This is a genomic window from Peribacillus sp. NPDC097295 (assembly GCF_044761665.1).
In the GTDB taxonomy this organism is placed as follows: domain Bacteria; phylum Bacillota; class Bacilli; order Bacillales; family DSM-1321; genus Peribacillus.
The window spans coordinates 400,471-425,091 of sequence record NZ_JBIWCW010000001.1 but is presented as its reverse complement, the minus strand read 5'-3'; the positions used below and the strand labels follow the sequence as shown (position 1 = coordinate 425,091).

The following is a 24,621-nucleotide window of genomic DNA, read 5'->3' as shown; positions in this document are numbered from 1 at the left end:
CGGAGCAACGGGAGAGCCGGGAGCCTCGGGAGCAACCGGAGCGACAGGAGGTACCGGAGTAACGGGAGGAACCGGAGCAACGGGAGAGCCGGGAGCCTCGGGAGCAACCGGAGCGACAGGAGGTACCGGAGTAACGGGAGGAACCGGAGCAACGGGAGAGCCGGGAGCGACAGGAGGAACGGGAGCAACAGGAGAGCCGGGAGCAACCGGAGGAACCGGAGCAACGGGAGAGCCGGGAGCGACAGGAGGTACCGGAGGAACCGGAGCAACCGGAGCAACCGGAGGAACCGGAGGAACCGGAGGAACCGGAGCAACCGGAGGAACCGGAGGAACCGGAGCAACGGGAGAGCCGGGAGCGACAGGAGGAACCGGAGCAACAGGAGAGCCGGGAGCCACGGGAGCAACCGGAGGAACGGGAGCAACCGGAGGAACGGGAGCAACGGGAGAGCCGGGAGCGACAGGAGGAACGGGAGCAACCGGAGGAACCGGAGCAACAGGAGCTACTGGTCCAGGCGGACTGACAGTTTTCCTTGGAACAGATCAATCAATTGGTAATCTGGATTTCCTAGGCTTAGGTACTTCTTCAGCAAGTTTTGTACGAAACACGTTAGTTGTTCCACAGGATGCCACCATTACAGGTTTGGTCTTAAATATCCGTGATAATGCTTTAGGAGACGGAGTCCTAGCATCAGCTGAAATATATGTAAGCTCAGATTGTGGGTTTGATGCTCCTGTAGCAACAGGTATCGTTGCTACAATAACGGGACCAAATTCAGATGACACAAGAAATTGTTGTGCATTTGCAGCCGCTGATTTTGCTGTTGAGCAATGTGATTTAATAACTGTCAGAATCACCACTGGTGATGGAGCATTTGCTAATGGTGTAGCAGCAACTATTTTACTCTCTACTACTACACCGTAGTAAAAAACAACAATTATCCAAATCAACTTACAGGTTGTCTTTAAGTGGTTTCCACTGAGAGGCAACCTTTTTCTGTTAGACAAACCCTTTACACATGAATCTCTTCGGCTCATACATCAATTTAATAATGGTGGTGTATTGATAAAAGGAAATAGCATGATTTGAAATGGTTCAAGAGCGTGTGAGTTAATAGGCATACAAATGGTTAACTCCCTTTGCATAGAGTTTTTCCTTTATACAAATAGTATGAAGAAAGTGAGGGGGAAGGAGGAAAAGGATTCAATGGCAAAAAAAATCGTAAAAGGAGCACTATTTGTATGTGTTTTATATATCCTTTATGCAGTGGCTACAGCGGTTGTTTTGTTCTATTTTCCGTTGGAGAAAAAAGGGGATATGCCAACTAATAATGTGAGTGAATTTATGGGGAAGGGTGATTCTTCCGATCGGGTCCTATTGCTCGAGGATGGATACGAATCAGGACGTGCTCGAATGCAAATGATTCAGGAAGCGGAAGAATCCATTGATATCGCCTATTACTCGATTGCAAAAGGGAAATCGACAGAGCTCATGCTTGGTGCCCTTATCGATGCAGCTGATCGTGGTGTCAAGGTCCGAATCCTTTTAGATGGGATTTGCCATGGTCTTCGCTTCAACATGAGTGATGCCCGTTATGCCTTGGCGTCGCACGAAAATATCGAATTAAGGTATTATGAATCGTTTAAGATATTCCAGCCATGGACATGGAACAACCGGCTTCATGACAAAATCATGATCGCTGATGGGAAGCTGGGCATTATTGGCGGCCGAAATATAGCCGATAAATATTTAGCGAAAAAACCACCAAAGAACTTTGTGCATGATCGGGATGTCATTATCTTTAATGCAAAACAAGATAAAGAAAGTGCAAACGTTCAAATGAAAGTGTATATGAATGAATTATGGAATCATCCTTATACAAGCGATCCCTTTTCTGACCTTTCAAAAAGACAGGTTACCAAAGGGAAAAAGGAAAAGAAAAAATTAGCCAGTAAATATAATAAGGCCATAAAAGCCGACGAGAACTTTGTTACACCATCGATGAAGTGGAGTGCAATAACCACTTCAGCAAAACGAGTGAGCTTTATTCGGAATCCCATCGAACGTTTCAAAAAACAACCCGTTGTCTGGAAAACGCTTATTGACTTAGCGACAGTATCTGACAAGTCCGTTCTGATGCAGAGTCCGTATGTGATACCTACAAAAGAGATGAAGAAGTATGTACCAGATAACATGAATTCGGCTGCCGATTGGACATTGCTCACGAATTCCGTAAAATCCACTCCCAATGTTTTTGCCTTTTCTGGCTACTTGGATACGAGAGAAGATATAGTGCAGACTGGTTTACGACTTTATGAATATGCGGATCACTACTCCTTACATGCCAAATCGGTCGTCTATGATCAACGAATCAGTGCAGTTGGTTCCTTCAACCTGGATCCACGATCATCATTTTTAAGTACAGACTCGATGGTCGTCATCGATAGCGAGGAGTTCGCGCAACAGCTGACAGAGGCCATAGATAACAAAATCAGTAGTAGCACACTTGTTGCGGATAAGAAAGAGAAGATTGAGACGCCAAAAGATGAGAAAAAAGACAAGTCGTTTAAGGCCATCATGCTGAATGCTCTTTCAAAAATAGCGATACTTTGGAGAGGATTGGTTTGAAATATTATGACTTTCATATCACATACTAGAATAACAAAAGTACATCATTTTATTTAGATGTGCTTTTTTTGTTTATAGGACCAACCATCTCATACTCTATAGAAATAAAATATTATTGAAATACTTAATATCGAGTGATAAGGTGGAAAAAATACCCTTTTTTTATTTTTGGCAATACATTTGGTGTGTTTGGGAGGGAATATTATATGGGAAACGAATTGAAAGAGCTTATCAAGATGTGTGACCTTGCAATAAAGCAGAAAGATTTTGATACACTGATGAATTACTATACTGATGATGCACTTCTGGTTGTTAAGCCTGGAATGAAAGCACAAGGTAAAGAGGAAATCAAAAAAGCATTCATTGAAATCTCGAAATATTTCAATGACACCCTTGTGCCAACGCAGGGAGAAATGATTATTTTAGAGACAGGAGATACTGCGTTAGTTATTTCCCAAACGTTACTTGACGCTGATAAAAAGGAAACAGAATATTCTATGGATAGAAGAGCAACATATGTCTTTAAAAAAAATTCACAAGGTAAATGGCTTTGTGCAATTGATAACTCATATGGTACAGAATTAATCAATAAGTAGCTTTAGGTTCTATGATGATTACTCAACCTTCTCGTGGGTATTTCCGCTCATATCCATGTAAAGTAATTTAATCAAACTTCTTCCAATTCAATTGTGATATTCTATTGTAATATCATTAGAAATTTCACTCGATTTAGGAGGACTTTTTTGGATGGAGCAACAAAAGCTAGCTGTTCAAAAGAAATCATTATTCTTATTTTTTTTCACGTTGGGCATTGTCCTTGTTGCCTTCAATCTGCGTCCAGCCATCACTTCGGTGGGACCATTAGTCGGCGTGATTCAGGCAGACCTTGGACTATCCCATTGGAGTGCAGGGTTATTGATGAGTTTTCCGTTAATTACGTTTGCCATCATGTCGCCTATCGTTCCGAAAATCGCCAATCGGTTGACGAATGAGAAGACTTTGTTGCTTGGGTTGTTCATTCTGTTAATCGGGATTTGCATCCGGTCCGTTTCGATATCGATATTCCTATTTATGGGGACCATTCTCGTCGGGATGGGGATATCCATCGGAAATGTCCTTTTACCTGTCGTTATTAAGGATAAATACCCGCAGAAATTCGGTCTGATGACAAGCGTCTATTCCACTTCGATGGGGTTGATTGCTTCTCTTGCTTCGGGGCTGAGCGTTCCATTGGCCATTGGGTTGAAGCTTGGTTGGCAGGGGGCCTTGATCGTTTGGGGAATTCCGGCGGTACTGGCCATCGTGGTTTGGATGTACCTTCTCAGGTTGAATGACGGAAAAGGAAACCCGATAAGAAGTGTCAGTTTAAGTGCAACTAAAATTTGGCATTCCCCACTTGCTTGGCAAATCGCCTTATACATGGGTTTTCAATCCTTTTTATTTTATGTGACGATTGCGTGGTTACCAGAAATCTTAATTAATCATGGGATAAGCAGGGAGACTGCTGGTTGGTTACTTTCGTTTACCCAGTTGGTGGGGCTACCTTCGAGCTTCTTCATTCCCGTTATTGCTGCACGACTTCATTCCCAGGTTTGGCTAGCTTTTGGGCTGGGATTGTGCTCGATCATCGGATATGCAGGGTTATGGATTGGCTCTTCTTATCCCATCCTTATTGGCAGTATTACTTTGATCGGAATCGCATTGGGAGGGAATTTCCCACTTGCACTAAGTTATATCGGCATTCGCGCACGGAATGCGAATCAAGCCGCCGAGTTATCAGGAATGGCTCAATCAACTGGCTATCTACTTGCAGCCGTTGGACCGATACTCATTGGATACTTGTTTGATTTGGCTCAAGAATGGACCATTCCGCTAACTGCACTCATCCTCAACGCTGCTTTGGTCATGATCTTCGGTATGATTTCCGGACGAGACCGGCAGGTGGCATAAAGAAAAGGCAGCAATCCTGTGATTGCTGCCTGTACCTATAAATAGCCAACCCCATTAATTAATGATGAGCCTTTTCCATCGCTAGCTTTAACCCAAAACCTATCAGGATTGTACCGGTAATGCCTTCAAAAACCATTTGGGTCCTCGGCTTTTTCATGAAAGCGCTGATCTGGTTAAGCAAGTAGATGTAGAAGAAGAACCATAATGCTGTCAAAATGGTGTAGGTAGCCCCCATCAATAGAAATGGCAGAAATGTATCATGTCCAGGATTCACGAACTGTGGCAAAAACGTTAGAAAGAACACAGCCACTTTCGGATTGAGCAAGTTGGTCAGGAACCCCTGTTTAAAGCAAGACTTGCTTTCGTATTTATTCTCAGAATTCATTTCATCGGTTGCTGCGACTTCTTTATTCCTCAATCCCCATAATGTCTTGATTCCTAGATAGATCAAGTACACGGCACCAACGTATTTAAAAATGGAAAATAATAAGGCAGATTTAACGATAATCGCTGATAGTCCTAAAACAGCGGCCGTTGTATGAATGAGAAGGGCACAACACGTACCAAGCATCGTTTGTAGGCCACCCCTCTTCCCGACCGAAAAGGTGTTCTTAGTTGCAATCGCCGTATCGGGACCTGGTAATAGTATGAGAAGGATGCACATCATGATAAATACATAAAAATTTTCCAAGTTAAAAACACCAACCTTACTATTTGAGTATTCTGATAAATTTATTATTTACTGTAACACAAATCATCCTGGAAAGGGATAGCTGCTACTAATTTTCATAGTACCTTACAACTATTGTCCGATTAGTTTGCTATACTTTATATACACTGAATGATTCAAGAAATCCATCGGGCTAAAGGAGAAGTGAACCATGCAAACTTTAGAAAAAGTATCGAAACATATCGTCTATCTGACGAGAGTGGAGGTAACGGATCGTCCGATTCTTGTTGCTGTTTCCGGAGCAAAGAAAACGCTCATCATTGACGCGGGTAACTCCGTCTCACATGCTCAGCTATTTCAAGATGAATTGATGAAGGGCAATCTGAGCGGGGACATGCTGGTTCTTACCCATTCACATTGGGACCATGTATTTGGACTGGAAAACGTGGACGTTCCGGTAATATGCGAGAAGGGGACGTACAGGAACATTAAAGAGATGCAGCTGCTATCTTGGGATGATCATTCCCTTGATCAGCGGGTCAAGGAAGGGGTCGAGATTCCTTTTTGTGCCGACGCCATCAAGTTGGAGTTGGGTACAGAACGGGACATTTCCCTGAAGCTTCCTGATATTGTTTTTGAAAAATCGCTAACCATTGATCTGGGGGATATAACATGTATCGTAGAACACGTGGGTGGGGACCATGCCGCGGATTCTTGCATTGTGTATGTACCTGAGGAAAACACCTTAATTCTGGGCGATTGCCTGTATGCCAACCTCTATGCTGATAAATGGAATTACACGGCTGAAAAGGCTTTGAAGCTTGTTGAGAAAATCGAATCCTATCATGCCGAAACATATATCCTTTCCCATCATGATCAGCCATGCACGAAACAGGAGATGGAGCAGGAGATCAAGTTATTTAAGGATTGTGCCAGTCTTGTCGTCAAGCATCAGGGCAACCAAGAAATGATGGAGCAAGAGCTGGCTATAAAGCTAAACCGCAATTTAACCGAAGATGAGCTAGACACGGTGGGGCTTTTTGTAAATGGCTTTACTGGGTAAGTGAAGGAACAGGTAATTTTAATAAAACAAAAAAGTCGAATTCCTGTAACAGGAGTCGACTTTTTTGTGTCTTATTCTGCTTTCACCAGAATCTCTTTCTTCCCGTAAATCCGGTAAAGAATCAAGGCGAACACCATTCCCACGAAGGAGATGGAAGAAATCGATAGGTAAAGGATTTTCCCTCCAAACGCTCCATATATGGCGCCCCCTATATAAGAAGCAAGGATTCCCGAAACTCCAAAGAACAGCAAGGCCAGTATCGTCTGCCCCGTGGCACGCCATTCAGCCGGCACAATCCGGTACAGATATTGTATAGCAGCCGAGTAGAAAATGGGGAATGTTAACAGTTGCATGATCTGCAAGTAAGCTAACAGATGCGGATCCGTCAGCCAGGCCGAAACGAAATACCGGATAAAGAAAAATGCAGCCGCGAAGGAGATGATGATGATTTCCTTGCCTTTGCGAAGCCACCAGAAGCTTAGTGCAAACACGACAATTTCACTGCCGGCTGCCAAGAACCAAGTGAGACCAACAAGTGTGGTGCTTCCTCCCAGTTCTCGAATATACACACCCAGGAACGTATCGTTCATCCTGGCTGGAACCGCACAAATGAAGACCAGCAAAAGGAATAGTAAGGTTTCTTTATTGCTGAAAAAATGCTTGAGCGTTTTCATCGTAACAGGCTTTCCTGAAACGGGTGCGTCTGGCATCATCCAGATGATCACAAAACCGATAAAACCAATACCGGAAAAGAGCCATGCCAGACTGTTCGCACCGAAATGGGACATCACATAGCCCGTGATCAGTGAGATAACAGCATATCCTAACGCGCCATATGTACGGATGGATCCATAGCTGATTCCATTCGATTCTGCAATCGTAAAGTTGAGGCTTTCCGTCAGTGGGTCAATCGGCATCAGGAAGAAATATAGCAACATAGCAAATAGAATCAATAGAAGATAGCTTCCCGAATCGTACAGAAAATAACCGAGTATGCTTGAGAAAAAAATCAGCAGCAACAGGACTTTGCGAATCGTCTTCGTTTTGTCACTGATCATGCCCCATAAAGGCTGGGTAATCAAAGTCACAAACCCACCTGTCCCAATGATAAATCCGATCTGGCCCGGTGACAGTCCCTGATCGTCTAGATAAACTGGTAGAAACGGAATGAAAATGGCAAGTAAACCGAAGTATAAAAAGTTAAAGCCTTTCAGTAATCCTAATGTTCTCATAAAATGTATAGTACCCCACAAATTCTTTAGATTGGATGGAACTCACCTTTATTATTGTAACATTCCCGGAATTAATTGAAATCTATAGATTACCAATTTCCTATTTTACCATGGGAAATATGTGAGTGTTTTTTTATCATTTAATACTTTTGATGGGTGTGCGTGATATAATTAACGTCAGAAAATGAGGTAGGGAGTTGGGGGTTTGGATCAAGATACAAAAGTTGTTCAGGAGTTAAAGGAACTTAAACAAAAGGTTGCTTCTCTTGAAGACTTATTACTTGCAGAAAGAAAAGAGAAAGTAGGCCCCGGCCGTACCTTTATAGATGCCATTTTATCGTTATTATTCGGATTGTTTGTCGTAGGACCGGTTGTCGTAGTAGTTATTGGGGTTTTAATGATTGTAATGTCGTGGTTAGGTTAGGGGTTAAATACCTTTTTTGGGTTTGTCTTCTTAAAAATTTTTCTTGGATAGGGTTTTGTCCGCCAAGAATAAAGATTTCAACCTAATCATAGCTTTAAAAACGGTGGGAATTAAGAAATGGTTCATATAGGATGTTTCGGGGTAAATACCTGTTATAAAAATACTAATATATAAAACGGAGTAAGCTATGAAAAAAAATATGAAAAATCTTTACCCATTGAGTTATTTATTATTGTTTGTCCTTACTAGTGTCATTTACTCAGTCATCAACCAAATACCGAGTGATGCAGTCGATGTCACGACGAAGATAGATGAGGGGATCCCCTTTATCAAGGAATTCATTTTCCCGTATTTACTTTGGTACCCATTTATATATGGTTTGCTGATTTATTTTTGCTTTGTCGATCGAAAGCAATATTTCGTTGCGATAAGTAGTTTAATAACAGGGAAACTGATTTGCTTTGTTGTATATATTTTCTGGCAAACGACAGTGCCACGTCCGATAGTGGCAGGGGATGATATCTTTGCTAATCTGATTCGTTTCATCTACATGCATGACCAGCCTGTCAATTGTCTGCCAAGTATCCATGTAATGACGACGTTTATCATGATGATTATCGTTTATAACAGAAAAGAGGATTTCAAGTGGGAGTATATTAGTGTGACAGTTATTGGGGCGCTTATTATCCTGTCCACTTTATTCACGAAACAGCATGCCATTTTGGATGCTTTGGCGGGTATCCTTGTTGCTTGTGGAGTATATGCAGCGGCCCAGTTTATGTTCAGCGGTAGAAAGAGCTTTCAGGCGCACCACTTTCGGGCAGGACGTTTGAAAAAGAGAATGAAAAATAGCGACCTATAAAAATAGTAAGGACTGTCTCATAGGGGCAGTCCTTTTTGCGATAGTTTGCAAGCTATCGGGGGAAGTCACCCTAAATGGAGTTGTTTTTTTGCGCCTCGTCGATATAATTCTTTGCAGAGGTCGTTGTATTGAAAAATTGATAAATTGCCACTTAAGTATTCTTTTTGAATATAATCTAACAACTCATCTGCATGAAAAGGCTTTTGGCGTGTCTCTTGAATATAGTGCAAAATTAAAACTTCTATTGTCAGTTCGCTCACCTTACATTTCCTTTAGATTTTTTACTTTAATAATATAACATGGAAAATAAAGTAAGTTTAGTTTTTAGAAAATTTAAACTACCGACATTTTCATACAAATGAAGACAAGAAAGTTGAAGGGATGTAAGGAGAAGACAAGTTGATAAAACATAAAACGCTTGGTTTATCCTCCAAGCGTTTTTTTTTGACTATTTATTTCTTCAAATCGATGATGATGTCATCTAATACGATATCTTTGGGTGCTCTTGCAGATATTGTTGATTGGGATGTTATCTTTTCTCCTGTTTCCGTTATCGTTACTTGCCCATGGTTTTCCGATGTGTAATTACGTAATGTTACATGTGGGGTGGCGATTAGCTTTGTTGCATTTGCGTCGACTTTTTGGAAGGTCTTGCTCCAATTCAAATTATAACCGTTAATGCCACTTCCACCATTGACTTGGCCTGAGTATGCATTCCCCAAGTCATCCTTAATGGTCAATTCGACATAGGCATCATCCCATTTGCTTTTAATAAGGTCGGATACTTCTTGGTTGTAATGAATCACAAAGGACATAGGTGATATTGCAATCTTTTCGATAGATACTTTTACTCCATATTGATCGACACTTTTATTGATGACCTGTTCGTTGCTTTTTGTTGCCTGTAAAGCAAAGGCGAAATTCCATTTACCTTTTATCTCTTTGTCCATGCTTGTGGCTCCTATACTGTCTATGTCCCATTTTATATGGACTGTATCATTTTCACTTTTTTCTATGTTGCTGGCGGTTAATATCCCAACGTATTTATTCTCAGCGATTTTCGAAGTGTGATCTGTTCCGGCTTGGCCCTTTATTTCTTTTATATGCGGACTGGGAATATTTAAGGATTCATTTCCTAAATCTCTTTCACTTTCTATCGAATAAGTGATGGTTACAGTTTTTCCATCATAAATGGCATCGTTGATTGTGAAAGATATTCCATTACTTTCTTCCGTAAGGTTGATAGTGTTGGAGTAGTTTTTAAAGTCATGATAAAGTCCTTTTTCTTTATTCTCGCCATTCTCGTCTCCTAGAAATCTAAAAATATCTCCAATCAAAGGAATGTCACTGGCAGACGCCGTGAATGATAACCCGATGGTAGCGGAAGTTAAAGCGAAAAGAATGGAAGCGGCCATGATTTTCCTTTGCCAGCCTTTGTTCTTTTTCTTCTTAAGAATCGATTTTTTGAGCCTTTTTTTGACTCTGGCCTTTTCGAGTTCAGTTACTTCCATTTCTATGAATTCCGATTCGTGGATGTCAATATCATTCAGTAATTCATAAATATCCTTCACAGTACGCTTCCTCCTAATCTTAAATTTATCGCCTTTTGATTCAGTTTCTTTTTGCCTCTATAAATCCGATTGTCTATCGAGGCTTTTGTTAATCCAAGTTTGATGGAGATGTCTTCATTTTTAAAACCAAGAAAGTACTTCATGATAAAAATATCACGGTCTACAGGCTCTAATAGCTCGATTAATTGAAGAAGTTCATTTCGTTCTTCTAGTTGAATCAGTTCGTCCTCGGCAGACTTTTCTGCATTCACTCCTATATGTTCTGAAGTGAATTCTGCTTTTCGTGTCGCTTTTCGGTAATAATCAATCGATTTGAATTTGGTAATCGCACAAATCCATTTCCTGAAATCCGTCGAGTTTCCACTGAATTTATTCGAATTTTCCCAGATGGAAAGGAAAATATCATTGATGCATTCTTCGATGAGACCATCATTTTTAATCGGAGAGAGGACTTTATAGGCTATGCCCTTGATTAAAGGCAAGTAAGTATCAACTATATATTCTAAGGCGTCTTCTTCTTGGCGTTGCAATCTCTGGATAAAATTCTGCTCAGTACTTTTCATATCATGAAATCCCCTTGTTTTTTTGTAAAAGCTTTTACACCTTATACAACGTATGGAAAACGATTTGTTCTCAAAATTAAAGAAGCGGAAGGTAATGGGGATGAAGAGAAGGAGAGATTATTAAGTGACAGAGTTGGATATAGGCATAGTACAGCCTGTCAAAAATTGCTCAACAAAATAGAGCGTATAAAAAAACCACCTCAATCGAAACAGTGAGATGGTTCAATTTTCTTATTCTAATGGTCACTATGTTTAATGGGGGAATCACCTTTTTTCCAATCTGTAGGGCCTTCATCACTCGGAATGAATTTATTCCAGTAATCCCCCGACTTCTTATCAAAGATGACCATATTATTATCATTTACGGGCACTAGTTCATATTGATCTTCATGGCTTACTCCTTTTGAATTGTCTTTTAATGCAACCATTAGAAATAAACCTAGGATTGTGAAACCTATGATGATGGCCACCCCAATGATTAATGAGGAAATATTTTTCATACTCAACCTCCGTATCCATTATCTAACAATTATTATATAACTTTTCTTCTCTAGAAAGTGAATTTTCTTTTAGAAAGGAAAACGGAAAAACAAAACCCCCGTCTCAGTAACGAGAGGGGGGGAAGGAATTACATTTCAGTGTCTAGTTTTACAGAGGTTTCGTTATATTGGTCTTTATCCAGGTCGTGCGTGATCTTGCTAGTCAGCAGACCTGAAGTCATGCTTCCGCTAACATTCAAGGCGGTTCTACCCATGTCGATCAATGGTTCAACCGAGATTAATAGTCCTGCCAAGGCTACCGGTAAGTCCATTGCAGAAAGGACGAGGATGGCTGCGAATGTTGCACCACCGCCGACACCTGCTACTCCAAAGGAACTGATGGCCACAATCAGGATCAATGTGGCGATAAAGGATGGAGATAGCGGATCGATTCCGACTGTCGGTGCAATCATGACCGCCAGCATGGCTGGATAAATACCGGCACAACCATTTTGTCCGATGGATAACCCGAAGGATCCGGCAAAGTTGGCAATCCCTTCAGAGACACCTAGTTGCTTTTGCGTTTGGATATTCATTGGTAGTGCACCTGCGCTCGATCTAGCTGTGAAAGCGAACGACAAGACAGGGAAGGCTTTTCTTAAATAGGTGATTGGATTCAATCCAGCGATCATCAGCAATAGCAGATGAATCAAGAACATCACGATAAGGGCTACGTAAGAAGCTCCCACGAATTTACCCAATTTAAGGATGGCATCGAGGTCACTCGTAGCGACCGTAGTTGTCATGATTGCCAAGATTCCATAAGGAGTTAAGCGTAAAATCAATGTCACCACACGCATAATGATGCTATGCAGGGCATCGACGATTTTAGCGAAAAACTCAGCGTGTTCAGGCTGTTTTCTTTTAACCCCAAGATAGGCGATTCCAAGAAATGCGGCAAAGATGACCACTGAAATCGTCGAAGTCGAGCGAGCACCAGTTAAATCAAGGAACGGGTTGGCTGGAATCAGCTCGATGATTTGTTGCGGCATGGTCATTTTATCTTGGATGGTACCTGTTTTTTCTGTAATTTCAACCCCGCGGCTCGTTTCTGCATCACCTTGTTCAATTTGAACGGCTTCTAAATCGAAGACGGTAGCGGATGTAATACCGATGGCTGCCGCAATAGCAGTCGTACCAAGTAAAATCCCGATGATCAAGACACTGATTTTACCGATATTGCTTGTAAGCTTCAATCTCGTAAACGCCGCCAAAATCGAAATGAATACTAGTGGCATAACGATCATTTGTAGAAATTTAACGTAACCGGAACCTACGATGCTAAACCAATCGGTCGATTTTACAATCGCTACCGATCCAGGTTCATAGAAGTACTGCAAAAGCAGTCCGAATATAATCCCTAAACCAAGGGCAGTGAACACTCTTTTTGTAAAGGAAATATGTTTTTTGTTCATATAAAACAGAACGCCCAATAGGACAATCATTATGGCAATATTCAAGAAAACATAACCAATCATTTTTAATCCTCTCCAATTCCTATTAATCTACTCTGAATAATAAATACTAGGAGTATGATACATCATTTATTACTTTTTTACCAGCGAAAAATAGTATGATTTAAAGATATTTTTTGGAAACATAAGAATTTAGGGTTTTCGATGAAGATTGGATTGTATTTATACAGGATTTTTGTAGGATGGAAATGCATGAAGAGGGAGAATCACGAATGAACACGGCCTATGTGATGGTAAAGGAACTAGAAAACGAAAAAAGCTCGAAGCGCATGGCACTCTAAGCTTTCTGATTGAGAGATATGTTATTGCATCATTTTGTTAATCATATACAGATTATAGATTGCAGGAATAATCAAACCAAGAGCCAAGGAAAAAACGGCCGCTAATTTATACTGTCTGATAATGCGCTCATTCCCTGACTTTAAGCTTTGGAAGAAAGTAAGGGTGAAATAAAAGCTAAGGATGAATAATATCGTAGAAAGAATTCCTAACCAGTTTCCTGCTCCTATTATTGTTGGGGAATTATCCATTTATACACCTCCTAGATGGATGGAATTATTTTTTAGCAATTTGTATATGAGTGTCAATTTAAAAAGCTAAATTTCTATTTAACTGAGGAAAGAATATTAAGAAAATTTAATCACATCGTATAATGATAATCTATATTGTGCTTAAATGATAGTAGCAGGAAAGAAGGATCATAATCTAATGCGAAAAATTTAAATAGTTTTGTAACGTAATTAGAATTCAGGAGTTATATAAGTGAAAGGGGTGAAAGAGATAGATTTTGAGAAAATTTATCGTGAATATTTTAAAGAAGTTCATTTGTTCATCCAATCATTATGTCACGATGAGAGTGTAGCCGAAGAAATTACGCAAGAAGCATTCTTTAAGGCCTTAAAGTCCATAGAAAAATTTGATGGGTCAAAAGATATTCGAGCATGGCTTTTTACCATTGCTAAAAATACGTATTTCTCTCACCATAAAAGAAATAAACGACAGATCGATTCCACCCTAGTAGAAGAAACAGGCATGGGCGTGCAAATAGTAAATCATTTGATGAATGAAGAAGATGCCTTTGCCGTTCATCAGTTTCTTCATTCCATGAATGAGCCATATAAGGAGGTCTTTTCACTACGTACTTTTGGCGAATTACCGTTTGAGAAAATCGGGCTTCTTTTCGGGAAAAGTGCAGGATGGGCAAGGGTGACCTACTACAGAGCAAGGAAACAAATTATTGTGTATATGGAGGAGAACAATTATGAAAGAGGTTAAATGTACAATTATTCAAGATGTTTTACCTCTTTATATGGATGAGGTAGTTAGTCAAGATACAAAAGAAATGGTAGACCAGCATTTACAGCATTGTGAAAAATGCCAAAAGGAATATGAAACAATGAAACGAAACCTGTATATTCCAGTAGAAAAAAATGCCCCTATTATTAAAAAGATTAATAAAAAATGGCGTAAGAAAAAAGTAATCATTTCATTTGTATCCATTTTTGTTACGGCTATAATCCTATTTGGAGTGTATGCATATATTTTTTATTACGAAAGAGTTATTCCATATTCGAAAAATCTAATTGAAATTGAAATGCAAAATGATAATCAATTGGTTTCTCACTATTACGGAAAAAGCTATTCTAGCGTTAACGAGACCCTTCCTAAGTCATTTGAAATTGACGGAGTGAAAAAGAATGTGAGTTTTATAGCTTATAGAGAAACGTTTGCTGATTCGCCTTCTAGAAGCTTAATTAATAACGAGAAGAATCATAATGAACAGGATTATATCTGGGAATTTTCCGAAAGTGAAAATATTGATGCTGTTTATTATGTAGATTATGAAATAGAAGATATCTCTGCTAAAAAAGATACTTGGGAGTCAATTTTAGATCGCGCTGTGTTAATTTGGGAGAAATAATTAAATGATAGCAAGTATATGATTATTTGCAATTATAAGACGCTATTTTGGGTCATGATAAAAGTTCAATTTCTTAATTTGATTGTCAAGAGATTGGGCTTTTTGTATTTATAGTGCAAAATAGCGTATAAAATAGGTGCAAGCTAATTCCTAAAGTGACATCTTATTATCTAAATGCTTATTTTATAAGGATTAATTTTTTGTCTAAGCATTATTGGAAATCCCCACCCTTCATTAGCAAGACTTCAGTTCCGCCTTCTTTAATACCCACTACCTTCATATCTGCAGTACCAAAGGTAACATTGATCAACAAGAGTGAAGTATTAAGTCCCGCTTCCTTTAACTCTTCCTCCGATAGCTTTCTGCCATTTTGAAGGTTGGAAGGGGAGGCATTTCCGATTCCTACATGGCAGGCCGTATTTTCATCAAATAAGGTGTTATAAAAGAGAGTATCTGCCTGAGAAAGAGGAGAGTTGTTAGAGACCAAGGCAATTTCACCTAGATAATGTGTACCTTCGTCAGTTTCGATTAGACTTTGTAACGCTTCTTGACCAGTGATAGCATAATAGTCAGTAATTCGTCCATCCTTAAAGATTAGGTAAAAATCATTGATGACACTCCCGCCATAAATAAGCGGTTTAGTGGCTACTAGTTTGCCATTCACTTTATTTTTATGGGGAGCTGAAAAAATTTCTTCTGTAGGAATGTTCGGAAAGAACGGTATCCCCTTTTTATCGATAACTCCCCCGCCGATATATAAGTGATCTTTAGGCATGCCAACTAATAAATCTGTCCCTCGGCTATTCGTAAAATGCAGGGCGTCAAATTGGTTGTCGTTTAGGATTTTTTTCTGGGACTCGAAGTTTTTTCCGTGTTTTTCCCAGTCTTGTATAGGGTTTGTTCCATCTGCCCGCGCTCCTTGCAAGATTACTTGCCATAATGATTGCAAAGCTTCTTCTTTACATAAGTGAGGAAATACTTTTGTTGCCCATGCGAAGTTGGGGACAGATAGAAGGCACCAGCGTACTTCGTGAGATCTAATCTTTGCGTGGTAAGCCTTCAACTTGGTGCGAGAGGCCTTTTGAAAACGGCTCATCCGTTCTTTCGAAACCTCCTTAAATACATCTAAGTTTTCGGAAATTATATGGATGTAAGCAGCATCCCCCTTGTCCCACTCCTTAAAGCGTGCAGCTTGCCAGTCGGGAAAATAATCGATGACATCATCTGCTGCATGTAAATAAAACTCTTCGGTAGACTGTTCATCTGTCCAATCCATAACCACATTTGAAGCTCCTGCCTCATAGGCTGCCGTTTGGATTAGACGTGCAAAAGTAACATGTTCTATGTCACTATGAATAATTACTAATTGATTCTTTTGCACATTTACACCTGTTCGTACAGCAAGCTCTGCATACTTTTTCAACTTTTCTTCACTAATAAGATCATATATTGCTTTCATCATTACACACCCAATTCCTTACTTTTAATTCCATTATAAACGAAAATTTAAATGAACTAGGCTTATCTCATTAAAGGCATTATAAAAAGAGTACAAGAATAACATCCTCACTATGAAAATCGAAATTCAAGGTAAATTGAGCTGTCACTTTTCCAATAAAAAGGGTCACCTCCAAAGCCGAGGAGGCTCCCCGACAGCCCGCGGAAAGCGAGTGATTGAAGTGGAAATCAATGTTCAAATTGTACAAGCTATAAAAATAGACAAACTCGATTTTCATAGAGTTTGTCTACAGTCTGAGATACTCCCTTAGTTAAAAGGAGTATCAGTTATTTAGTTCCCTAATTTTTCAATTTGTTTGGTCAGGCTTGTGATGTTATCAATCGTCTTCATGATCTCCGAATCCTCGATAACGGAGGGGTCGAATGTTCCATCTTCTATGTTGTTTAGGGATACATCGATTCCATCCAGTAGCTTTTGGTTGGAGCTGAGGATTTTATCGTGAACGCCTTCAGCTATTTGCGGGGGTTCCGTTTCGTTGAATTCCTCGATTTCCGTTTTCATGGTTTGCAGTTCGGTCTCAAGTGTTTTCATTCCCTCGGTATCGGAGGCTGCATCTTGAGCAAGACCAGGTACCTCGTTGGCAAACTCTTTCACGGTACTGACATATCCTGTTGCCGTATCGGCATACTCGAGTGAAGAATTGACTTCACCTAGAAGGGAGCATCCTGTTAATAGGAAAAGCGATGTACAAAGCATAAGTATTTTTTTCATGATTTACCTCCAGTATGGTTTATTAAATGGGTAAGAATCTTTTCTTATAAATGGCCGCAATGGAATTTAGAATAAAAGTCGGAATCCTCTTGGGGAAATAGGGCCTTCTATAGAAAAGGTGAAACACTCGTTTTAAATCATGCCATTGCTTGCAGGACTTTGTCTGTCTGAACCGAGCAAGGTCGATGATCTTCACTTTCTTTTGAGACGTAATCAAGATGTTCCGTAAGTGGATATCGGAAGGATTCAATCCAACCTTCCTGGCCAGGTTTAGTGCATGGTCGATTTCCTTTATCTTTTCTTCGGTTACCGGAATCCCAATCGTCAAATGTTCAAAAAGTGTGCGACCGTCGATATAATCGATCACGAGATAATCATCTCCGGCATCATATAGGGTGGGGTAGTACTCGATATTTTGAACGGTACGGTAAATATCCGCTTCTATTTTAGCTGTCTGGGTATAGGTCGGGAAAAAGACCTTCAATGCTAGGTTGGTATTCTGGATTCTGAATACATAAGCACTTCGTCCCGTTCCAATAAGCGATAACGAATCATCGGCTGCCATCAATGTATGGTTTTTGTCGTTAGCGATTTTCACACTTTGAGCCAATTTATCATATTGCGGCATTTTCTTCACCTCTCCTAAAGCGTAATGGTAGTGATACAAAAAAGACGGTATAACCGATTATTGGTTATACCGTCTTAAACACGTAAAAGACCTCACCAAAAAATCGGCAAGGTCTTGCAAACAACTGTAAATTAGTTGCCAATAAAGCCGAGGATCAAAATCCTGTACTGACGACTTTACTGTATAGCTACTCCCCTTAACAGAAGAATTCATTTATTTAGTTACAGTTAGTATAGAGCATACAACGTCTTGAGGCAAATTATTGAGTCTTGGACAACTTTTGAAAAAGGAGCAGTTACACATAGGAGTTAGCCAGCCTTTGTCGAATAAATGATATACAGACAATCTTAGGGTTATTGCCTTTGATTGTACATGAATATGCTGGAAAATCTATTTTGATTCCGAAGCTTGAGATAAAATCATTCTTTCATCAGTGCGGTCAACAACAAGGCATTCGTATTGCAGAGGGGTTCATTTATGAAACATAAGATGGATTGGAAGCGTGTGGGCTGGATGATTTTCGCCTTTATGGTCTTTGTTTTCGTTTTATTCAAAACCGTTGAGAATACTCAAGAATATAAAGAGTTGAAGAGTCAGAATGAAAGCAATCCGGTGACGGCTATCGTGCATGATAAAACGGCAGCGCAGGATCTATTGTATGGAAAAACGTCTTATATGGTTTTACTCCATGATAATCTCGCAGGTAAGGTTGTAAGGAATTTGGATATTGGGCAGAGAGCGTATGTGGAGAAAGAGGAATTTGACAAGCTGGAAATTGGTGATACGGTTAGCGGATACATAATCGATGGTACGTTTCATAATCAGGAGGATTTAAAGGGAGAGTATTCTTCCTATTATATCGGCCTGATTTTCGTCAGCATCTTTATCATCGGATACATTTCGTATTGGTTAAGTAAAATCAAGATGGTTACATCCTTTTTTCATCGGATGGAGCAAAAAAGACTGTTCAATTCTTTATTAGGCGTCCTTTTATATGGTTTGTTTTACGGGGGCATGCTTACGGGTCTATCATTCGGGTTCTATTATATGGGTCAGATGGCGATGAATGCCTATGATAAATATTCGGATGAGGACCGAATCGAAACGACGGCCGTTGTGACCGATCACTTTGCCGACTTGGATGTAGGCCGTTATGCAGATAGTGAGTATTTTTTGGCACTCAGCTTTGAGAATCAAGCGAACGAGACCGTGTACGTGACGAAAGAAGTCACAAGCCATGCCTACTATGCTTATAAAGATCAACCGGTCCCGATTTCTTATCATGAAGAGAATCCATACAAAATATTTCTGCAGGAAACGAGCTGGAAAGACGTTTTTCAAATTATGACGACGAATGAGATGATGATCTACTATATTGTCTGTTTGATTACGGTGGCCATGATCTATGTGTTCATATGCTGGAGACGCTATAAAAAGACAGGTTCCTACTTTCGTGCCAAGAAGGAAAATCCCCCACTTTCTAAGTGAGGGGATTTTTGGCTTGATACTTTTTTAAGCGGTATTGTAGGCTTTGTCGGCTAATATTCAAGGCTTTCGCCGCTTGTGAGATGTTATGGTTATGTTCTTTTAATACCTTTTCCAAATAGAGCTTCTCTGTATGCGCAATATAATCATCAAGAGGGAGCGTTCCCACGTGAGGGAGGGGGTCCACTATGCTTTTTGATTCCGCTTCTTCCATATGTGCCTTCTTTTTGAAGAGAGTGGGAAGGTGCGAGATTTCTATGCATGTATCGCCAGGTTCTAGCAAATTCATCGCTCCTTCGATGATATGTTCAAGTTCCCTTACGTTTCCGGGCCACTCATATTCATAAAAAAGAGCGTAGACCTCTTCACTTATTCCCTCGATATTCATCTCGAATAGCGCATTAAATTTTTTAATAAAGGACTGAACGAGCAATGAAATGTCGGCTTTTCGTTCACGAAGCGGCGGAATGAATAGAGACACCACACTTAAGCGGTAATAAAGATCTTTCCGTAAACGATCGCTTGAAATCGCATCGATTGGGTCTTCATTAATTGTGGCGATGACACGAACGTCAATCTTCTTATCTTTCGTATCACCTACCCGACGAATCGTCCTTTCTTGAAGGGCCCGCAATAATTTCGCTTGTAAGCTCGGGTTCAAGGAATTGATTTCATCGAGAAGAATGGTGCCTCCTTCTGCTTGTTCAAACAGTCCCGGCCGTTCGACCGATCCCGTGAAGGCCCCTTTCTTCGTTCCAAAAAGGATTCCTTCTATTAAACTATCAGGCAGGGCTGCACAGTTTTGACTGATGAATGGGTGTTTCGAGCGGCTGCTTCCATTATGGATGCTTTGTGCAAAGAGTTCCTTGCCAGTCCCGGTTTCCCCGACTATGAGAATCGAGGAAGAGGTTCTTGTCGAACGCTTGCTCTTTTCGATGACCTCCAAGAAATTCTCACTGACGCCTAGGATGCTCTCAAAGGTATATTGGGTGTCGCCCTTGTTCAATATATTATCTCTAATGATCCGTTCAAGATTAGTGATATCCTTGGCGACTTCGATGGCCCCGATAATCTTTTGCTTTGTGTCGAATATTGGATACGTATTGTTGATGGTCGAAATTTGCTGTCCAAGGCTATTGAAGTACGTCTGTTTCGAGTTCTCGGTTACTTTCCCGGAGTGAAGGGCCCTATTCAGGGTACTTTCTGTTTCTTCTTTAAATTTAAAGATATCGTGAATCCTTTCCCCTAATACATCTTTTGGATCCATTCCCTCAATTTCCGCCATCTTTTTGTTATAGACAATCGTCAGACCTTTTCTATCTATAATATGGATGCCCGTATCAATCACATCCACGAGCGAATAAAGAATTGCTTGAAAACCATCCATCTTCATAAGTTGGTTAAAATCCATGATGCACCCCCAGGTTTTTCCTTTGTTTGAAGCTAATTGTAAAGGAAATCCCATAGTGGTGCAATTGTTAATTGCACCGCAAGTATAGTTTGCACAAAAGTGCCAAATGTCTTTGCATGTTCTGTGAGATATATGATGTATTGACCTGTTTTGAAAGGAGTAAGAATTTTGGCATGAAACTTGCTAATTAACGAATAGAGAAGAAAAAACGATGCACATCTACTGCATTCTCTATCAAAGGTAAATGCTTCGCTTCATCTACAAAACAGTAGCGGAAAAACGCTTTAATTCATAGGGGGAATCGACATGAAAACTGTTACAGAAAAGGTCATTCAACAAACGGAACAATATGGGGCCAATAATTATAACCCACTTCCCATCGTCATTTCGAGGGCAGAAGGAGTGTGGGTGGAAGACCCTGAAGGAAATAAATACATGGATATGCTTAGTGCCTATTCAGCGGTGAATCAAGGCCATAGGCATCCTAAAATCATTCAAGCGCTAAAAGATCAAGCGGACCGTGTAACGTTGACTTCCCGGGCGTTTCATAGTGACCAACTGGGTCCGTGGTATGAAAAGGTGGCAAGGCTTACCCAAAAAGACATGGCTCTTCCGATGAATACGGGGGCTGAAGCTGTTGAAACGGCCATCAAGGCTGTTAGACGTTGGGGCTACGATGTAAAAGGGATCGCTGAAGATCAAGCGGAAATCATCGCGTGTATCGGCAATTTCCATGGCCGGACCATGACAGCTGTTTCTTTATCTTCCGATGAGGAATATAGAAGAGGATTCGGACCGATGCTGCCAGGAATCAAGTTGATTCCTTATGGTGACCTTGAGGCATTGAAAGCGGCCATCACACCGCGAACAGCCGGATTCCTAATCGAACCGATCCAAGGGGAAGCGGGAATCATCATTCCACCAGCTGGTTTCCTGAAAGCAGCGTTTGATTTATGTAAAGAAAATCAAGTGTTATTCGTTTCGGATGAAATCCAATCGGGCCTTGGCCGTTCAGGTAAAACGTTCGCTTCCGATTGGGATCATGTGGTTCCTGATATGTACATTCTGGGCAAGGCGCTAGGCGGTGGTGTTTTCCCGATCTCTTGCGTAGCGGCTAATCGTGAAATCCTGGGTGTCTTCAACCCTGGTTCACACGGTTCGACATTTGGAGGCAATCCCTTGGCATGTGCGGTATCCATCGCTTCCTTAGAGATTCTTGAAGAAGAGAAACTTGCGGAACGGTCTTTGGAATTAGGAGAATATTTTAAAGCAAGCCTGAAGGAAATCCATAACCCGAAGATTAAAGATATCCGTGGAAAAGGCCTTTTCATCGGAGTCGAATTAACAGAAGAAGCAAGGCCGTATTGTGAAAAATTAAAAGAGGAAAATATACTGTGTAAAGAAACGCATGATACCGTAATCCGATTTGCTCCGCCGTTAGTGATAACGAAGGAAGATCTGGATTGGGCAATTGCACGTATAAAGAAAGTTTTATCCTAATCGTCTAAGGGCAGATTGTTCTGTGCAGCCCATGAAGAATAACTGGTTCCAATAATGAAAAAGGGTATTCCAAAGATGCGATATATTTTGGAATGCTCTTTTTTTAGTTGATTCCATTATGAATTGCTTAATAAGTTGGTTGATTTATTTGGTGAATAGTCGGAAAATTAGTGTAAATCCATGCAAGGGAGAGAGATGCATTGACCAGTGACATCATTTACGTGAACGGAAAGATTTTCACAGCCAATCCAGAACAGCCTTTTGCAAGTGCCATGGTTATTCGTGATGGACGCATTCACCGGATCGGGGAAGAAGATGAAATGGAGTCGATGGAGGGGGAACGAATAGACCTTCAAGGACGGCGCTTGTTGCCGGGCCTCATCGATGCGCATATGCATCCGCTATATCTAGCTAATTCTTCCAAGCAAATTCCTTGTTTGCCACCGGTTGTCGAATCAATTGAGGATTTAGTAACAGAAGTGCATAAAGCAAGGAAATTACAAGACTCAGAGAGTTGGATAGAAGGCTGGGGGTATGATGAAGGGAAACTGGTTGACGGCCGTTCGCCTTCACGCTGGGATTTAGATAAAGCCACAACGGAAAGTCCCGTCATCATCACGCGCACCTGTACCCACATTATCGTGGTGAATAGTAAGGCGTTGGAGCTGGCAGGAATAAATAAAGACACAAAAGATCCAGTTGGAGGAAAAATCGATAGAAATCCAGATGGGGAGCCGACGGGGGTTTTACGGGAAAATGCTAAAGATTTAGTCGTGAAAATCATGCCGGTTCAAACGATGGAACATGAAAGTAACGCGCTTGCAGATCTAAGTCCAAAGCTACTCTCACATGGAATTACGGCCATGACCGATTTGATGGCTAAGAAAAATCCTGTGGATTACCTGGCCCTATATAATGCTGCCACCGATAAAGGGATGAAGCAACGTACAGTGCTTTACTACATATGGGGAAATATCAAGGATGATCCCTTTTTAGCCATGAACGAGACGAATAGAGAGCATGCCAATCATGTTGGAGGCATTAAGGTATTCGCCGATGGCAGTGTATCCGGCCGAACGGCATGGGTCGATCCGCCATTTTTAGGGAGAAACGAGAACTATGGAATTCCGATGACCACTAAGGAGGAGCTGTTACGTGCGGGGGAAGCGGCCGAGAAGAATCAGGTACAATTGGTTGTACATGCCATGGGTGAGAGGGCGATTGACTTAATCGTCGATACCTTTTATGGCAAGAAGGGCTGGATGGAAGAGGGTCCCTCGATCAGGATTGAGCATGCGGCCATGCCGTCTAAGAAGGCCCTTCAACATGCAAGTGAAATGGGAATCGCATTCGTCCCACAACCGATCTTTCTATACGCTGAAATTGAATCATACCTTACTAACCTTGGGGCTGAGCGCACGAAGCAAACGTACCCGATTCGATCCATGTTGGATGCGGGTATCATGGTGGCTTTCTCATCCGATGCACCTGCAACGGCGTGGGCAGATCCGGTCAATCCGTTTGTGGGGATGATGGCAGCCGTCACACGTATGGCTCATGATGGAACGGATACAGGGCAAGAACAAAGTATAGACGTTGAAACGGGCATCATGCTTTATACAAAAGGGGCACAGGAAGTCACGCGAATCCCTGACATCGGACAGCTTAAACCGGGGTACCATGCCGACTTCATTATCCTGGATCGAGACATTTTGACCGTCAAACCTGAAGAAATAGGAGACATTCGGGTTGAAGCAACATATATGGCTGGTAAAAAGGTCTTTCAAAAAGAAATAGCGGTGTGATGTTTGAAGCAAAAAAAAGTCCGCATGTTGTACAGTGATCTATATTTGGGGCTTCCTCTCTGGAAGCCCCTCATTATTGTGGAAGGTAATCATGGAGGATGGTTTTCTTAAAATTCTATATAAAAAGGATGGGTGCTTTCATCCAAAGAGTATTCAATTCTCTGTTTGAAATTCATGAAAGTCACCATTTCCAAAGCCTGCTCAATGGGATAATACCCTACTTCCAAACTCTCTGGTGACGTTGTCAATGTTCCTCCAACTGGTTTAGCCAAGAATAGGGTATTACAGATGGATGCTTCAACATTTTGAAAGATCCCACAAAATTTCAAGACCTCAATATCGATGCCCGTTTCCTCTTTCGTTTCTCTTATGGCGGCTTCTTTCAAAGATTCTCCTTCTTCGACTTGTCCCCCGGGCATTTCCCAACCTCGTCTGGGCCCTCTGATTAATAGGATATCCCCATGCTCATTGATTATGATCGTTGCTGCTGAGAATATGTGTTTTGGTGGCGAGAAGACTTTTTGCGTGCCATGTTCCAATTGACTTCACCCTTTCTGTTACTTATTAGTCTATCTATTTTCCAAACTTTTTTACCGGTGGACCAGTCATTTCTCCTCCATAATACCATAAAATGTAAAACAAATTCTTTTTTTAAGAGGTCGATCA

Annotated in this window: 24 protein-coding genes and 1 pseudogene; 12 read left to right on the top strand and 13 right to left on the bottom strand. The window is 40.9% G+C overall.

The annotated features are described in order from the left end of the window. From ACIQXN_RS02035 to ACIQXN_RS02020, 4 genes and pseudogenes are all read left to right on the top strand, one after another. Positions 1 to 922 (top strand): annotated as a pseudogene (locus ACIQXN_RS02035) (hypothetical protein); the annotation flags it as partial. A gap of 282 nt (positions 923 to 1,204) precedes the next feature. Continuing rightward, positions 1,205 to 2,626, top strand: a complete 1,422-nt coding sequence (locus tag ACIQXN_RS02030) for a phospholipase D-like domain-containing protein (protein ID WP_402961233.1) — start codon at positions 1,205 to 1,207, stop codon at positions 2,624 to 2,626. 206 nt (positions 2,627 to 2,832) lie between these two features. Continuing rightward, entirely contained in the window at positions 2,833 to 3,222 is a 390-nt protein-coding gene (locus ACIQXN_RS02025; protein WP_402961231.1) for a YybH family protein, read from the top strand. A 151-nt stretch (positions 3,223 to 3,373) separates the two neighbouring features. Next, positions 3,374 to 4,576, top strand: a complete 1,203-nt coding sequence (locus ACIQXN_RS02020) for a CynX/NimT family MFS transporter (protein WP_402961229.1) — start codon at positions 3,374 to 3,376, stop codon at positions 4,574 to 4,576. Positions 4,577 to 4,634: 58 nt separating this feature from the next. Here ACIQXN_RS02020 and ACIQXN_RS02015 read toward each other — a convergent pair whose 3' ends face one another. Continuing rightward, a complete protein-coding gene (locus ACIQXN_RS02015) occupies positions 4,635 to 5,267 on the bottom strand; it encodes a LysE family translocator (protein WP_402961227.1) in 633 nt (210 codons plus the stop codon). A 190-nt stretch (positions 5,268 to 5,457) separates the two neighbouring features. Here ACIQXN_RS02015 and ACIQXN_RS02010 point away from each other — a divergent pair, with 190 nt between their 5' ends. Continuing rightward, positions 5,458 to 6,309, top strand: coding sequence for an MBL fold metallo-hydrolase (locus ACIQXN_RS02010; RefSeq protein WP_402961225.1), 852 nt, complete (start codon positions 5,458 to 5,460; stop codon positions 6,307 to 6,309). Positions 6,310 to 6,380: 71 nt separating this feature from the next. Here ACIQXN_RS02010 and ACIQXN_RS02005 read toward each other — a convergent pair whose 3' ends face one another. Then, complete coding sequence (locus ACIQXN_RS02005) at positions 6,381 to 7,541, bottom strand: MFS transporter (protein ID WP_402961223.1); 1,161 nt, start codon at positions 7,539 to 7,541, stop codon at positions 6,381 to 6,383. Positions 7,542 to 7,746: 205 nt separating this feature from the next. Here ACIQXN_RS02005 and ACIQXN_RS02000 point away from each other — a divergent pair, with 205 nt between their 5' ends. Together ACIQXN_RS02000 and ACIQXN_RS01995 are read left to right on the top strand one after the other, a co-directional pair. Next, positions 7,747 to 7,965 carry a hypothetical protein gene (locus tag ACIQXN_RS02000; RefSeq protein WP_402961221.1) on the top strand — a complete coding sequence of 73 codons (219 nt, stop codon included), beginning with the start codon at positions 7,747 to 7,749 and terminating at the stop codon, positions 7,963 to 7,965. 187 nt (positions 7,966 to 8,152) lie between these two features. After that, a complete protein-coding gene (locus ACIQXN_RS01995) occupies positions 8,153 to 8,827 on the top strand; it encodes a phosphatase PAP2 family protein (RefSeq protein ID WP_402961219.1) in 675 nt (224 codons plus the stop codon). Between the two features lie 65 nt (positions 8,828 to 8,892). On the opposite strand, the gene yppF is transcribed toward ACIQXN_RS01995, so the two are convergent. The 6 genes from yppF to ACIQXN_RS01965 form a co-directional block, all read right to left on the bottom strand. Beyond that, positions 8,893 to 9,087 (bottom strand): YppF family protein, encoded by a 195-nt coding sequence (gene yppF / locus ACIQXN_RS01990; protein ID WP_402961217.1) that lies wholly within the window; start codon positions 9,085 to 9,087, stop codon positions 8,893 to 8,895. Positions 9,088 to 9,279: 192 nt separating this feature from the next. Continuing rightward, a complete protein-coding gene (locus tag ACIQXN_RS01985; RefSeq protein ID WP_402961215.1) occupies positions 9,280 to 10,398 on the bottom strand; it encodes a DUF4179 domain-containing protein in 1,119 nt (372 codons plus the stop codon). Continuing rightward, entirely contained in the window at positions 10,395 to 10,961 is a 567-nt protein-coding gene (locus ACIQXN_RS01980) for a sigma-70 family RNA polymerase sigma factor (RefSeq protein WP_402961213.1), read from the bottom strand. Before ACIQXN_RS01980 ends, ACIQXN_RS01985 begins: the two co-directional genes overlap by 4 nt. A gap of 236 nt (positions 10,962 to 11,197) precedes the next feature. Then, positions 11,198 to 11,461 carry a hypothetical protein gene (locus tag ACIQXN_RS01975; RefSeq protein WP_402961211.1) on the bottom strand — a complete coding sequence of 88 codons (264 nt, stop codon included), beginning with the start codon at positions 11,459 to 11,461 and terminating at the stop codon, positions 11,198 to 11,200. 128 nt (positions 11,462 to 11,589) lie between these two features. Beyond that, on the bottom strand, positions 11,590 to 12,978 hold the full coding sequence (locus ACIQXN_RS01970) for an L-cystine transporter (protein WP_402961208.1): 1,389 nt from the start codon (positions 12,976 to 12,978) through the stop codon (positions 11,590 to 11,592). A 299-nt stretch (positions 12,979 to 13,277) separates the two neighbouring features. Further along, the gene (locus ACIQXN_RS01965) at positions 13,278 to 13,505 is read right to left on the bottom strand and encodes a hypothetical protein (RefSeq protein WP_402961205.1); all 228 of its coding nucleotides are present in this window, start codon (positions 13,503 to 13,505) and stop codon (positions 13,278 to 13,280) included. A gap of 232 nt (positions 13,506 to 13,737) precedes the next feature. Between ACIQXN_RS01965 and ACIQXN_RS01960 the strand changes: the two genes are divergently transcribed. Continuing rightward, positions 13,738 to 14,250, top strand: a complete 513-nt coding sequence (locus ACIQXN_RS01960) for an RNA polymerase sigma factor (protein WP_402961203.1) — start codon at positions 13,738 to 13,740, stop codon at positions 14,248 to 14,250. Then, complete coding sequence (locus ACIQXN_RS01955) at positions 14,237 to 14,896, top strand: zf-HC2 domain-containing protein (RefSeq protein WP_402961201.1); 660 nt, start codon at positions 14,237 to 14,239, stop codon at positions 14,894 to 14,896. Before ACIQXN_RS01960 ends, ACIQXN_RS01955 begins: the two co-directional genes overlap by 14 nt. Positions 14,897 to 15,107: 211 nt before the next feature. Here the strand turns inward: ACIQXN_RS01955 and ACIQXN_RS01950 are convergent, their stop codons facing one another. The 3 genes from ACIQXN_RS01950 to ACIQXN_RS01940 form a co-directional block, all read right to left on the bottom strand. After that, positions 15,108 to 16,355: an aminopeptidase gene (locus ACIQXN_RS01950; protein ID WP_402961199.1), complete on the bottom strand. Its 1,248-nt coding sequence runs from the start codon at positions 16,353 to 16,355 to the stop codon at positions 15,108 to 15,110. A 330-nt stretch (positions 16,356 to 16,685) separates the two neighbouring features. Next, positions 16,686 to 17,126, bottom strand: a complete 441-nt coding sequence (locus ACIQXN_RS01945; RefSeq protein WP_402961197.1) for a DUF6376 family protein — start codon at positions 17,124 to 17,126, stop codon at positions 16,686 to 16,688. Between the two features lie 22 nt (positions 17,127 to 17,148). After that, positions 17,149 to 17,754 (bottom strand): protein kinase family protein, encoded by a 606-nt coding sequence (locus ACIQXN_RS01940; protein ID WP_402961195.1) that lies wholly within the window; start codon positions 17,752 to 17,754, stop codon positions 17,149 to 17,151. 477 nt (positions 17,755 to 18,231) lie between these two features. Between ACIQXN_RS01940 and ACIQXN_RS01935 the strand changes: the two genes are divergently transcribed. Continuing rightward, on the top strand, positions 18,232 to 19,242 hold the full coding sequence (locus ACIQXN_RS01935) for a hypothetical protein (protein ID WP_402961193.1): 1,011 nt from the start codon (positions 18,232 to 18,234) through the stop codon (positions 19,240 to 19,242). Here the strand turns inward: ACIQXN_RS01935 and ACIQXN_RS01930 are convergent. Next, on the bottom strand, positions 19,235 to 20,650 hold the full coding sequence (locus ACIQXN_RS01930) for a sigma-54 interaction domain-containing protein (protein WP_402961191.1): 1,416 nt from the start codon (positions 20,648 to 20,650) through the stop codon (positions 19,235 to 19,237). The genes ACIQXN_RS01935 and ACIQXN_RS01930 overlap by 8 nt on opposite strands. A 306-nt stretch (positions 20,651 to 20,956) precedes the next feature. On the opposite strand from ACIQXN_RS01930, the gene ACIQXN_RS01925 reads away from it, so the two are divergent. Further along, positions 20,957 to 22,150 carry an ornithine--oxo-acid transaminase gene (locus tag ACIQXN_RS01925; RefSeq protein ID WP_402961189.1) on the top strand — a complete coding sequence of 398 codons (1,194 nt, stop codon included), beginning with the start codon at positions 20,957 to 20,959 and terminating at the stop codon, positions 22,148 to 22,150. A 200-nt stretch (positions 22,151 to 22,350) separates the two neighbouring features. Then, entirely contained in the window at positions 22,351 to 23,955 is a 1,605-nt protein-coding gene (locus ACIQXN_RS01920) for an amidohydrolase (protein WP_402961187.1), read from the top strand. A gap of 107 nt (positions 23,956 to 24,062) precedes the next feature. Here the strand turns inward: ACIQXN_RS01920 and ACIQXN_RS01915 are convergent, their stop codons facing one another. Continuing rightward, entirely contained in the window at positions 24,063 to 24,494 is a 432-nt protein-coding gene (locus ACIQXN_RS01915; RefSeq protein WP_402961185.1) for an NUDIX hydrolase, read from the bottom strand. Positions 24,495 to 24,621: the final 127 nt, after the last annotated feature.